The sequence below is a fragment of the Bradyrhizobium sp. SZCCT0153 genome (genome assembly GCF_018129995.1).
In the GTDB taxonomy this organism is placed as follows: domain Bacteria; phylum Pseudomonadota; class Alphaproteobacteria; order Rhizobiales; family Xanthobacteraceae; genus Bradyrhizobium; species Bradyrhizobium japonicum_G.
Window position 1 is genome coordinate 213,332 of sequence record NZ_JAFCKS010000002.1, and the last position, 11,830, is coordinate 225,161.

Genomic DNA, 11,830 nt, shown 5'->3' on the forward strand with positions numbered 1-11,830 from the left:
CAAGCGCAGGGGAGCAGCCCATGGCGGCCGAAGCCGTAACACAACTCGTCTCGGTGACCCGGACCTCGGAACAGGTCGCCGAGCAGCCTTTCTATATTCCGATGACGGGGCCATCGGCGCGACCGCGGCGCTCGCTCAAGCATGACGATACGTTCATCGTGCTCGACAGCCACGGCGACATCGGCGCGTCCGCGGGCGGGCCGGACGGCCTTTTCAACCAGGACACGCGCTACCTGGCGAGGCTCGAACTCGTGCTCGACGATCTCCAGCCGCTGCTGCTCGGCTCGAACCTGCGCGACGACAATTCGGCGCTGACCGTCGATCTCACCAACCCAGACATCTACCGCGGTGGCAGCCTGGTGCTGCAGAAGGACCTGCTGCACATCGTGCGCACGATCTTCCTGTGGCGCGGCACGGCCTATCAGCGCATCGGCGTGCAGAACCATGGCGACCGGTGCGCCAGCTTCGAGCTGACGCTGCTGTTCGGCAACGACTTTGCCGATCTGTTCGAGGTCCGCGGCGAGCGCCGTCCGCGCCGCGGCATCGGCTCGAGCCGGCTGTTGGGTCCGACCGACGTGCTGTTCGATTATCGCGGTCTCGATGACGCCGAGCGGACCACCGGCCTGCACTTCGACCCGCGCCCGACCAAGCTGTCGGTGAACGCCGCGACCTGGCAGCTCGAACTCGACCCGCATCAGTCGAAATCACTGTTCGTCGCCGTCTCCTGCAACCGGCCGATCGCGGAGAAGCCGGCGCGCTTTTTCAGGGGGTTGCTCGCCCATCGCCGCGAGATGCGGCAATCGACGATGGGGGCGGCCAGCATCGAGACCTCCAACAACATCTTCAACGAGGTGCTGTGCCAGGCCATGGCCGACCTCAACATGCTGATGACGGAGACGCCGCAGGGGCGCTATCCCTATGCGGGGATTCCCTGGTACTCGACGACGTTCGGCCGCGACGGGCTGATCACTGCGTTGCAGATGCTGTGGGTCGACCCGCGGATCGCCAAGGGCGTGCTGCGGCGGCTCGCGCATTTCCAGGCGAAGGCGGTCGATCCGCTCGCGGATGCCGCGCCCGGAAAGATTCTGCACGAGATGCGTGGCGGCGAGATGGCGGCGCTGCGCGAGGTGCCGTTCGCGCAATATTACGGCAGCGTGGATTCCACCGCGTTGTTCGTCCTGCTCGCCGGCAGCTATTTCGAACGCACCGGCGACGAGAAGACGCTGACCGAGCTGTGGCCGGCGATCGAGGCCGGGCTGGCCTGGATCGACGGTCCCGGCGACCCTGACAAGGATGGCTTCGTCGAATACCAGCGCGCCACGGAAAAGGGGCTTGCCAACCAGGGCTGGAAGGATTCCTTCGATGCGATCTTCCATGCCGACGGCCAGCTTGCGGAGGGCAATCTCGCGCTGGCCGAGGTGCAGGGGTACGTCTTCGCCGCCAAGCAGCTCGCCGCGCGCTGCGCCCTGTGGCTCGGCAAGCCCGATCTCGCCGGCAAGCTCGAGGCGGAGGCAAAGGCGCTGGCGGAGCGGTTCGAGGCCGCGTTCTGGTGCGAGGAGCTCGGCACCTACGCGCTCGCGCTCGATGGCAAGAAGCGGCCCTGCAAGGTGCGGACCTCGAATGCCGGTCAGGTCCTGTTCAGCGGCATGGTCAGCGAGGACCGTGCGCGCCTCGTCGCCGCCGATTTGATGCGGCCGCATTTCTTCTCGGGCTGGGGCATCCGCACCGTCGCTGTCGGCGAGGTACGCTACAATCCGATGTCCTATCATGACGGCTCGATCTGGCCGCACGACAACGCGCTGATCGCGCTCGGGCTTGCGCGCTACGGGCTCAAGCATTCGGTCGCGCATGTCTTCAAGGGGCTGTTCGATGCCGCGACCTACATGGACCTGCGCCGGTTGCCCGAACTGTTCTGCGGCTTCCGGCGTGAAAAGCGGCGTGGCCCGACGCTCTATCCGGTCGCCTGCGCGCCGCAGGCCTGGGCCAGCGCGACGCCGTTCACGCTGCTGGAGGCGGCGCTGGGCATCGAGTTCGATGTGGCGCGCGGCGAGATTCGCCTGCGTAATCCGCATCTGCCGGCGTTCCTGCACGAGGTGATCCTGCGCGACCTGCGTCTGGGCGAGTCCAGCGTGGATCTGCGCGTCAGCCGCCACGGCGACGATGTGGCGCTGGAGGTGTTGCGCACGCGCGGCCGGATCCAGGTCTCGATCGTGCTGGCGCGCTAGCGGCGCGCCGGGAGGAGGGTGCATGCGTATGGCCAGTTGGATCCTGAGCGTGGCGATCGTCGCGGGATTGACGGTCGCCGTATCGCGGGCCGCGGAGGAGCCACCCGCGACCGAAGCGAAAGCGCCGCCGACGGCACAGCCGCCGGCCTCATCGGTGCCCGTCACGCCGAAGGATGCCGCGCCACCGCCGTCGGTGACGATCATCGGCGCGAGCGACGCGCACGGCGTGCTTGGCCGTGACGTGCTCAGCGCGGCGAATGAGGGCATGGGCCGCATCGTCGACGTCATCGTCGATCGGAGCGGGCACGTGCGCGCCGCCGTGATCGACTTCGGCGGCTTCCTCGGCGTCGGCAGCCGCAAGATCGTGGTGGACTGGAACGCGATGCGGTTCGGCAAGATCGTCAACAAGAAGGACAGCATTACGCTGGAATTGACCAAGGCGCAGGTCGCGGCCGCGCCGGAATACAAGGAAGACGCGCCGATGGTGGTGCTCGGCGCGTCCGGCAGCCTGCAGCCGCTGCAAGCGATACAGTGAGGCACGGGGAGGGATGGCGGCCGGTGCTGTTGTCGGGGAAGCCCAAACATGCAGATCGCGAGGGCCGCGTTGAGCAGGACAACGTTTCGGCACCGCGGCCTGCGGGCATTCCGGCGCCGTCGCGCCAGAGCCTGCGCGGCCTCGACTGGTTCATCTTCTTTCTCGCCGACGTCCAGACCGGATTCGGGCCTTTCATCGCGGTCTATCTGACGACCCAGAAATGGACCCAGGTCGAGATCGGCCTCGTGCTGTCGATCGGCGGCATCGTCGCCCTGATCGGCCAGATGCCGGGCGGCGCGATCATCGATGCCGCGAAATCCGAGCGGCTGGTCGCAGGCCTCGCCATCGCGACCATCGGCTGCTGCGCGCTCGCCTATGCGGCGATGCCCATCTTTCCGGTGGTGGTGGCGGCCGCAACGCTGCACGCGGCGGCAAGCTGCGTGCTTGGACCGGCAATCGCGGCGATCAGCCTCGGCCTGGTCGGCCCGTTCGCGATCGGCGAACGTCTCGGCCGCAATGCGCGCTTTGCCTCGCTCGGCAACGGCGTCGCCGCCGCGGTGATGGGCACGGCCGGCTATCTGCTGTCGAGCCGCTCGGTGTTCCTGGTCACCTTCCTGCTTGCGATCCCGACCCTGATCTCGCTGTCGCGCATCCGTGAAGAGGAAGTCGACATCGCGCGCTGTCACGGCGAACTGCCGCGCGAAGCGCCGGTTCCCGGCGACACCAATATCTGGCACCTGATCCGGCAGCGTCCGCTCATCGTCTTTGCGTTGAGCGTTCTGCTGCTGCAGCTCGCGAACGCCGCGATGATGCCGCTGATGGCGAGCGCCGTGACGGCGCGGTCGAGCCAGTGGGCGACGGTGCTCGTCGCCTTTTGCATCGTCGTACCGCAGGCCATCGTGGCGCTGCTGTCGCCGACCGTCGGGCGCAAGGCGCAAGCCTGGGGCCGCCGGCCGCTGCTGCTGATCGGATTCGCCGCGCTGGCGATTCGCGGTCTGCTGTTCGCGACGGTCCGCGACCCCTATCTGCTGGTGCTGGTGCAGGTGTTCGACGGCATCACCGCAGCGGTGTTCGCGGTGATGATCCCGCTGATCGTGGCCGACGTCGCCTTCGGCAGCGGCCATTTCAACCTCGCTCAGGGTATCGTCGGCACGGCAACGGGCATTGGCGCGTCGCTGAGCACGGCGCTGGGCGGCTATGTCAGCGACAAGTTCGGCAACGCCACCGCCTTCATCGGGCTGGCCGGCGTGGCTGGCGCCGGGCTTCTGCTGATCCTCCTCGTGATGCCGGAGACGCGGCGCATGGGCATGATCGCGGCAAAAAAGGAAATGGCCGGCTGAACCAGGTCAGCCGGCCATGAGTGGACGGGGAAGAAGACGTCAGGCGTCGAGATGGTGCAGGCGCTGGCGGTTGCGAAGCACGATCTGGCGGGCGCCGGAGAAACCCAGAATCCCTTGGGCGTGAAGCTGCGACAGCGCGCGCGACACGGTCTCCAGCGTGAGGCCGAGATAGTCGCCGATGTCGCGGCGGCACATCGGCAGCGCCATCATGCCGGCAACCGCGAGGCGGCGGTCCATTTCGAGCAGGAAGGTGGCAACGCGCTCCATTGCGGTCTTGCGGCCCAGGAGCAGCATGTGGTCTTCGGCGTGGCGAAGCTCGCCGGCGGTCATGGTCCATAGCTTGCGGGCGACCTGAACGTCGGTGCCGGCCGCCTTTTCCAGGCTCGCGCGCTTCACGAGGCGCACATTGGTGTCGATGATGGCCTCGGCAGCGAGGCGATGGGTGGGGCCGGATTCGAGGCCGAACACGTCGCCGGCAAGGTGGAAGGCGCCGATCTGGCGGCGGCCGTCGGAGAGGAGCTTGTAGCTGCGCACGGCGCCTGACACGACCTGGTAGACATATTCGGCCGGTTCGTCCTCGCCGTAGATCTCTTCTTCCTTGCGGTAGGAGAACTCGGTGGCGACGATGCCGACATGGCCCGCGATTGCGCCGAACTGGTCGGTGACGGGAAGGGCGGGGGCAATCTTGCCACCGATCTGGGTGTTGATCGCCTGGGTGTTGAGCGTCTGGGTCAGCATCTGCGCCATCTCCGTTGTGATGACGCCTTGGTACGCGGTATCGGGGGCTTCGAAAATTTCGCGAGATATCTTAAGGGGGGGGCCTTACGTAGAATCCCGTAGGTCAGTTTCCGCGCCTGGCCTGGATGGCGTGGCGGATGCGCTTGACCAGGTTTTCGTCGAGAAGCGGCTTCAAAATCACGTCCTTGACGCCCACGGCTGCCGCCCGGACCGAGATATTCCCGTCGGGATAGCCGGTGATCAGGATCACGGGCGTGCCTTCGTCGGACTGGCGCAGCCGGCCGGCGAGCTCGATCCCGTTGATATCAGGCATCTTGTAGTCGATCACGTAGCAGTCCGCTCCGTGCGCGCCGCTGGCATTGAGCAGCGCGGTGCCGCTCCTGAAGGTCCGCACGGCGAAGCCGTCGGTTTCCAGCAGGAACCGCAGGGATCCCAAGACGGCGGCGTCGTCATCGACCACAAAGACCGTGGGCTGTGTGGGGGACGGCAACCGCTCATGGTGCGAGCTGATCTCAATCATGATGCTTGGCTAGCACAGGGCGCGGGAAACGAGTTGACTTGCCTCAATCGTTCAGCATCCCGGCGCGCATGGCCAGCCGCACCAGTTCCGAGAGGCTGTTGGCCTGCATCTTGGTCATCACGTTGGCCCGGTAGACCTCGATGGTGCGCGGACTGATGTCGTATTCGCGGGCGATCAGCTTGTTGGAGAGGCCCGCGATCAGACCTTCCATGACCTGGCGCTCCCGCGGACTCAAGGAGGCGACGCGGGCGGCGATATCCTGGGCGACGGCCTCGTTCTTGGCCGCAGGCTCGGCCTGGCGAATCGCGGCCTCGATCATGGTGAGAAGACGGTCGTCCTCGAACGGCTTCTCCAGGAAGTCGACGGCACCGAGCTTCATCGCCTCGACCGCCAGTGGCACATCGCCATGACCGGTCATGATCAGGATGGGAAACGGGCTCGATTGCGCCTTCAGGCGCTTCAGAAGCTCGATTCCATCGAGGCCCGGCATGCGCACGTCGGAGACGATGCAGCCGAAGGCGAGGCCGGGCAGGGAATCGAGGAAGGCCTGGGCGTCGTCGAACAGGGTGACGCCGAAGCCGGCGGAATCCAGCAGGAAGTTCAGCGAATCCCGCATCGCCGCGTCGTCGTCGATGACGTAGACATGTCCCTTGGTCGTCATTGATCAGCTCTCATCGGCTGCCGGCAAGGTGAATCGGAATGTTGCGCCGCCCGACGCGTTGCTCTCGGCCCACATCCGGCCGCCGTGAGCTTCGATGATCGAGCGGCTGATGGACAGTCCAACGCCCATGCCGGTTTCCTTGGTGGTGAAGAAGGTCTGAAACAGGTTCGGAATGACATCGCCGTGGAAGCCGGAGCCGGTGTCGGAGACCTCGACCTCGATCATGTCGTCGGCGACGCTCGAGTTGGCGACGACGAGCTCGCGCCGCTCGGATTGTGCCATCGCCTCCAGCGAGTTGCGAAACAGATTGACCAGCACCTGCTGGATCTGCACCCGGTCGGCGAGGACGAGATCGGCGCCGGGATCGAGGCTGAAGCGGAGCTGCACGTTCTGCTCGCGTGCGCCGGCGAGCCCGAGCGCGCCGGCTTCCTCGATCAGCTTGGACAGGCTCTCGACCCGCTTCTCGGATTCGCCGCGGGAGACGAAGTCGCGCAGGCGCCGGATGATCTGGCCGGCGCGCAAGGCCTGCTCCGCCGCGCGGTCCAGCGCGCTCTCGATCTTCGGCGTGTTCGGGTCGATGCTGCCGGCCAGGAGGCGCCGCGATCCCTTCATGTAATTGCTGATCGCGGCCAGCGGCTGGTTGAGCTCGTGGGCGAGCGCGGAAGCCATTTCGCCCATCGCGGTCAGCCGCGAGACATGGACCAGCTCGGATTGCAGCTCCTGGAGCCGCGCCTGGGTCTGCTGGTGCTCGGTGAGGTCGCGGACGAAACCGGTGAAATAGGGCTCGCCGCCGGACTGCATTTCGCCAATCGACAGGTGCATCGGAAAGGTGGTGCCGTCGCGGCGCCTGCCGGTCACGATGCGGCCGAGGCCGATGATGTGCGGATCGCTGGTGCTGCGATAGCGGGCGATGTAGCCGTCATGCCGGGAGCGGTCGGGCTCCGGCATCAGGATGCTGACGTTCTGTCCGATCGCCTCGTGCTCGGACCAGCCGAACAGGCGCTCCGCGGCCGTGCTGAACAGCTGCATGACGCCGTGGCCGTCGATGACGATCATGGCATCTGGAATGGTGTGGAGGATGGAGCGCAGGTGGCTCTCGCGCGTGCGCAGCGTCTCCTCGACCTGCTTCTCCTCGCCGATGTCGAGAAAGATTCCGCTGAGATGACGCGCGGCGCCGGCATCATCGCGGATCAAGCCGGCACGCGCCCTGATCCATTGTCCCTTGCCGGACGCTCCGGCGATCCGGAAGGAGACGTCAAAGCCGCCGCCGCGTTCGGAGACGCGCCGGATCGCATCCTCGACGCGCTCGCGATCCTTTGGCTCGAGCCGTGACAGCAAGAGCTGGTAGCTCTCTGGCTGGCCCGGCTCGACGCCCAGCAAGGCTCTGGACGTCTCGGACCATTCCAATTCCATCGATTTGAGATCGAGATCCCAGGTGCCGACGCCGAACCCTTCGATTCGAACGCGGAAGTGCTCGCCCCGACCGTCATCTTGCGGATGCGTAACACGGGTCGGCGACAAGCGATTGCTCCCATCTTCGTGCGGTAGCCCGGATGCCGCTACCGCCGATGCAATGTCGCCCAAGGCCGGGCCGGAGGCAAGTTCGGACGTCTTATTCCATCGGCGGATGCCCCCGCGGTGCCGTGCCCGGCACGTTTGATCTATCTCATTCTGCGGAGCGGCGACAGGCCTACAGTCTCACGAAAGCCCATCGCCCCGGAGAATCCCGATGACATATGCGACCGTGATGGTCAGCCTGGCGCTCGATCAGTCCAACGAGGCGCGCCTTCAGGCCGCCGGCGAACTCGCCGAACGATTCGAGGCAGCCATCATCGGCGTCGCCGCGGCGCAGTTCGCACCGCCGCTCTATTTCGCCGACGGCGTCGAGGCGCAAGCGCTCATCGACGAGGGCGAAGCCTCCGTCAAGCGGCGGCTTGACGGTCTGGAGGCGCAATTCCGCGCCGCCACAAAGAATCGCGGCGGGCACGCAGAGTGGCGCAGCGCCATGGATTTTCCGGCGCGATTCGTCCTGGCGCAGGCCCGCTGCGCCGACATCATCGTCAGCGGCGGGCGGAGCCCGGCCTTCTCCGACGCGTTCGCCCTCGCAAGCCCCAAGGATCTGGTGATGCAGGCCGGCCGCCCGCTTCTCGTCGTCCCCGACCGGGCCAACTGGCTCGACCTGCGCAGCGTGCTGGTGGCGTGGAAGGACACGCCGGAGGCGCGGCGGGCGGTGGTCGACGCGCTGCCGATGCTGCGCAAGGCGAGAGACGTCACTATCGCCGGGATTCCGGAGCGCGACGATGACCGTTCGGCGGTGATGGCCGGCGTCACCGATGTCGCTGCCTGGCTCGCCCGTCACGGCGTCACCGCGACCGCGCGCGCCCCGGATGCCGTGGGAGGCGAAACCGCCGCCGCACAACTGGAGAAAATCGCCAGCGACGTCGGCGCCGGCCTGATCGTTGCAGGCGCTTATGGCCATTCGCGATTTCGCGAACTGATCCTTGGCGGGGTCACCGAGTACCTGGTCACGCAATCCGTCCGCAGCGTGCTGCTGTCGCACTGAGGCCCCCATAAGGGCGATTCGAGGAGGACCGGTCGTGTACAAGTTTCTTGAAGAGACCGTCGACGGCTACATGACGCGCAACGTCAAGACGGTGAAGCGCGATCAGGATCTGCTCGCGCTCAGCGAGATGTTCGAGGCCGACGATTTCAACTCCTATCCGGTCGCGGACGACGGGCAGGTGGTCGGCATCGTCACCAAATTCGACATCCTGAAATGCTTCGCCTTCACGCCGAGCCAGATGCTGCCGCGCTATCACGACCTGATGAGCCGCAAGATCGGCGACGTCATGACGCCCGAGTTCATCTATGTCAGCCCCGACACACGGCTGACGCGCGTGCTCCAGATCATGGTCGAGCACCGCATCAGGAGCATCATCGTGCTCGACGGCGCACAGAAGCTGGTCGGAATCATCGCCCGCGAGGACGTCATCGCGGCGCTCAAGGCAACTGCACGCGACTGACGCCCTGCCTTTGATTCCTGCGTTTCGGGGCTCCCGTGGTTTCACGGGAGCGAGCCGTCGTCGCGCGCGCCGCAGAGCATAAGCGATTGATATCGCTCTTTGATGCGCAAGCGCCTCACATTAACAGAAATCCATCTAGCTTGATTTCAATCAATTCCCCGCGAGGGTGAATGTGGTTTCTGGCCCGTGTTCTTTCGAAAGAGAATCCACATGAGCCAGCCCTCCATCTCCAAGTCCATGACGTCAGGTGAAAGCGGCCTGGCGGCGCTGTTCGCGGTCACCGCCTTCCTCTGCGTGATCGCCTCGGCCAAGGCGCTCGATGCGCCCTTCGCCTTCCACGCCGCGATCGGCGCGGCCGCGAGCCTGGCCGCGGTGTTCGTCATCGTCAACCGCTACTTCGATCGTCCCGCGGCGCTGCCGCCGGCGGAGATCAACGGCCGGCCCAACTACAACATGGGACCGATCAAGTTCTCCTCCGTGATGGCGATGTTCTGGGGCATCGCCGGCTTCCTCGTCGGCCTCATCATCGCCTCGCAGCTGGCCTGGCCCGCACTGAACTTCGACCTGCCATGGACCAGCTTCGGCCGGCTGCGGCCGCTGCACACCTCCGCGGTGATCTTCGCCTTCGGCGGCAACGTGCTGATCGCGACGTCCTTCTATGTCGTGCAGAAGTCCTGCCGCGTACGCCTTGCCGGCGATCTCGCGCCCTGGTTCGTCGTGGTCGGCTACAACTTCTTCATCCTGATCGCGGGCACCGGCTATCTGCTCGGCGTCACCCAATCCAAGGAATATGCCGAGCCGGAATGGTATGCCGACCTGTGGCTGACCATCGTCTGGGTCGCCTATCTGCTGGTCTTCCTCGCCACGATCATCAAGCGCAAGGAGCCGCACATCTTCGTCGCGAACTGGTTCTATCTCGCCTTCATCGTGACGATCGCGGTCCTGCATCTCGGCAACAACCCGGCGCTCCCGGTTTCGGTGTTCGGCTCGAAATCCTACGTCGCCTGGGGCGGAATTCAGGACGCCATGTTCCAGTGGTGGTACGGCCACAACGCGGTCGGATTCTTCCTGACCGCCGGCTTCCTCGCCATCATGTACTACTTCATTCCGAAGCGCGCGGAGCGGCCGATCTATTCCTACCGGCTGTCGATCATCCATTTCTGGGCGCTGATCTTCCTCTACATCTGGGCAGGTCCGCACCATCTGCACTACACCGCGCTGCCGGACTGGACGCAGACGCTCGGCATGACCTTCTCGATCATGCTGTGGATGCCCTCCTGGGGCGGCATGATCAACGGCCTGATGACGCTGTCCGGTGCCTGGGACAAGCTGCGCACCGATCCCGTGCTGCGCATGCTCGTGGTCTCCGTCGCGTTCTACGGCATGTCGACCTTCGAAGGCCCGATGATGTCGATCAAGGTGGTCAACTCGCTCAGCCACTACACCGACTGGACCATCGGCCACGTGCATTCCGGCGCGCTCGGCTGGGTCGGCTTCGTCTCCTTCGGCGCGCTCTACTGCCTCGTGCCCTGGATCTGGAATCGCAAGGGTCTCTACAGCCTCAAGCTCGTCAACTGGCACTTCTGGATCGCCACGCTCGGCATCGTTCTCTACATCTCCGCGATGTGGGTGTCCGGCATCCTCCAGGGCCTGATGTGGCGCGCCTACACCTCGCTCGGCTTCCTCGAATATTCCTTCATCGAGACCGTCGAGGCGATGCATCCCTTCTACATCATCCGCGCCGCCGGCGGCGGGCTGTTCCTGATCGGCGCGCTGATCATGGCCTACAATCTCTGGATGACCGTTCGCGTCGGCGAGGCGGAAGTCCAGATGCCCGTCGCGCTTCAGCCGGCGGAATGAGGAGTTCTCCATGTCGTTCTGGACACGCCACCAAATCTTCGAAAAGAACTCGATCATCCTGGTCGTGGGCATCCTGCTGGTGATCGCGATCGGCGGTCTCGTCGAGATCACCCCGCTGTTCTACCTCAAGAGCACGATCGAGGCGGTCGACGGCGTCAGGCCGTATACGCCGCTGGAGCTCGCCGGGCGCAACATCTACGTCCGCGAAGGCTGCTATCTCTGCCACTCGCAGATGATCCGCCCCTTGCGCGACGAGGTCGAGCGCTACGGCCACTTCTCGCTCGCCGCCGAGAGCATGTACGACCACCCGTTCCAGTGGGGCTCGAAGCGGACCGGTCCCGACCTTGCCCGCGTCGGCGCCAAATATTCCGACGACTGGCACGTGACCCATCTGACCAATCCGCGCGCGATCGTGCCGCAATCGGTGATGCCTGGCTACCCGTTCCTGGGCAAGACCGAGGTCGATCCCGACACCATCGCCGACCACATGCGCACGCTGCGGACCGTCGGTGTACCTTACACCGACGACCAGATCGCGAGCGCAGGCGCCGATCTGAAGGCCCAGGCCGATCCGGACAATTCCGGCAGCGACGCCTTCAGCAAGCGTTATGCCAAGGCCGTCGTGCGCAATTTCGACGGCAAGGCCGGCACCCCGACCGAGATGGACGCGCTGATCGCCTATCTGCAGATGCTCGGCACGCTGGTCGACTTCAAGATCTACAACGAGAAAGCCAATCTTCGCTGAGAAGGCATCACCGATGAAAGCCATCCTGACACTCGACAATCTCGCGTCCGGTCTCGTGACCACGATCTGGACGCCGGTGTTCGTCGCGATCTTTCTCGCGATCGTCGCCTACGCACTTTGGCCTCGCAACAAGGCTGCTTTCGACGAAGCGGCGCGCCTGCCGTTGCGGGAGGAGTAAGAGAT

Annotated in this window: 12 protein-coding genes; 8 read left to right on the forward strand and 4 right to left on the reverse strand. The window is 65.4% G+C overall.

Going from position 1 to position 11,830, the window contains the following annotated elements:
• The first annotated feature begins 20 nt into the window (after positions 1–20).
• The 3 genes from JQ572_RS08880 to JQ572_RS08890 are packed head-to-tail and all read left to right on the forward strand — an operon-like array spanning position 21 to position 4,100.
• Positions 21–2,225: an amylo-alpha-1,6-glucosidase gene (locus JQ572_RS08880; protein ID WP_211382629.1), complete on the forward strand. Its 2,205-nt coding sequence runs from the start codon at positions 21–23 to the stop codon at positions 2,223–2,225.
• Positions 2,226–2,247: 22 nt separating this feature from the next.
• Entirely contained in the window at positions 2,248–2,760 is a 513-nt protein-coding gene (locus JQ572_RS08885) for a PRC-barrel domain-containing protein (RefSeq protein ID WP_211382630.1), read from the forward strand.
• Positions 2,761–2,783: 23 nt separating this feature from the next.
• Positions 2,784–4,100 (forward strand): MFS transporter, encoded by a 1,317-nt coding sequence (locus JQ572_RS08890; RefSeq protein WP_211382631.1) that lies wholly within the window; start codon positions 2,784–2,786, stop codon positions 4,098–4,100.
• 39 nt (positions 4,101–4,139) lie between these two features.
• Here the strand turns inward: JQ572_RS08890 and JQ572_RS08895 are convergent, their stop codons facing one another.
• The 4 genes from JQ572_RS08895 to fixL all read right to left on the reverse strand — a co-directional run bounded on the left by JQ572_RS08895 (position 4,140) and on the right by fixL (position 7,540).
• The gene (locus tag JQ572_RS08895) at positions 4,140–4,838 is read right to left on the reverse strand and encodes a helix-turn-helix domain-containing protein (protein ID WP_211382632.1); all 699 of its coding nucleotides are present in this window, start codon (positions 4,836–4,838) and stop codon (positions 4,140–4,142) included.
• 103 nt (positions 4,839–4,941) lie between these two features.
• Positions 4,942–5,358, reverse strand: a complete 417-nt coding sequence (locus JQ572_RS08900; RefSeq protein WP_211382633.1) for a response regulator transcription factor — start codon at positions 5,356–5,358, stop codon at positions 4,942–4,944.
• 43 nt (positions 5,359–5,401) lie between these two features.
• Entirely contained in the window at positions 5,402–6,019 is a 618-nt protein-coding gene (gene fixJ, locus JQ572_RS08905) for a response regulator FixJ (protein ID WP_211382634.1), read from the reverse strand.
• Positions 6,020–6,022: 3 nt separating this feature from the next.
• Entirely contained in the window at positions 6,023–7,540 is a 1,518-nt protein-coding gene (fixL, locus tag JQ572_RS08910; protein WP_211382635.1) for a sensor protein FixL, read from the reverse strand.
• A 208-nt stretch (positions 7,541–7,748) separates the two neighbouring features.
• Here fixL and JQ572_RS08915 point away from each other — a divergent pair, with 208 nt between their 5' ends.
• The 5 genes from JQ572_RS08915 (at position 7,749) to JQ572_RS08935 (ending at position 11,825) form a co-directional block, all read left to right on the forward strand.
• Positions 7,749–8,582, forward strand: coding sequence for a universal stress protein (locus JQ572_RS08915; RefSeq protein WP_211382636.1), 834 nt, complete (start codon positions 7,749–7,751; stop codon positions 8,580–8,582).
• 34 nt (positions 8,583–8,616) lie between these two features.
• Entirely contained in the window at positions 8,617–9,042 is a 426-nt protein-coding gene (locus JQ572_RS08920; RefSeq protein ID WP_211382637.1) for a CBS domain-containing protein, read from the forward strand.
• A gap of 210 nt (positions 9,043–9,252) precedes the next feature.
• Entirely contained in the window at positions 9,253–10,902 is a 1,650-nt protein-coding gene (gene ccoN / locus JQ572_RS08925; RefSeq protein WP_211382638.1) for a cytochrome-c oxidase, cbb3-type subunit I, read from the forward strand.
• Positions 10,903–10,912: 10 nt separating this feature from the next.
• Positions 10,913–11,647 (forward strand): cytochrome-c oxidase, cbb3-type subunit II, encoded by a 735-nt coding sequence (gene ccoO, locus JQ572_RS08930; RefSeq protein WP_211382639.1) that lies wholly within the window; start codon positions 10,913–10,915, stop codon positions 11,645–11,647.
• Between the two features lie 13 nt (positions 11,648–11,660).
• On the forward strand, positions 11,661–11,825 hold the full coding sequence (locus tag JQ572_RS08935) for a cbb3-type cytochrome oxidase subunit 3 (protein WP_211382640.1): 165 nt from the start codon (positions 11,661–11,663) through the stop codon (positions 11,823–11,825).
• Positions 11,826–11,830: the final 5 nt, after the last annotated feature.

What these genes read in the sequence shown, in the direction of transcription:
- JQ572_RS08935 (WP_211382640.1), top strand. Translation starts at nt 11,661, where the DNA reads ATGAAAGCCATCCTGACACTCGACAATCTCGCGTCCGGTCTCGTGACC.
- JQ572_RS08885 (WP_211382630.1), top strand. Translation starts at nt 2,248, where the DNA reads ATGCGTATGGCCAGTTGGATCCTGAGCGTGGCGATCGTCGCGGGATTG.
- JQ572_RS08900 (WP_211382633.1), bottom strand. Translation starts at nt 5,358, where the DNA reads ATGATTGAGATCAGCTCGCACCATGAGCGGTTGCCGTCCCCCACACAG.
- ccoO (WP_211382639.1), top strand. Translation starts at nt 10,913, where the DNA reads ATGTCGTTCTGGACACGCCACCAAATCTTCGAAAAGAACTCGATCATC.
- JQ572_RS08895 (WP_211382632.1), bottom strand. Translation starts at nt 4,838, where the DNA reads ATGCTGACCCAGACGCTCAACACCCAGGCGATCAACACCCAGATCGGT.
- JQ572_RS08880 (WP_211382629.1), top strand. Translation starts at nt 21, where the DNA reads ATGGCGGCCGAAGCCGTAACACAACTCGTCTCGGTGACCCGGACCTCG.
- ccoN (WP_211382638.1), top strand. Translation starts at nt 9,253, where the DNA reads ATGAGCCAGCCCTCCATCTCCAAGTCCATGACGTCAGGTGAAAGCGGC.
- fixJ (WP_211382634.1), bottom strand. Translation starts at nt 6,019, where the DNA reads ATGACGACCAAGGGACATGTCTACGTCATCGACGACGACGCGGCGATG.
- JQ572_RS08915 (WP_211382636.1), top strand. Translation starts at nt 7,749, where the DNA reads ATGACATATGCGACCGTGATGGTCAGCCTGGCGCTCGATCAGTCCAAC.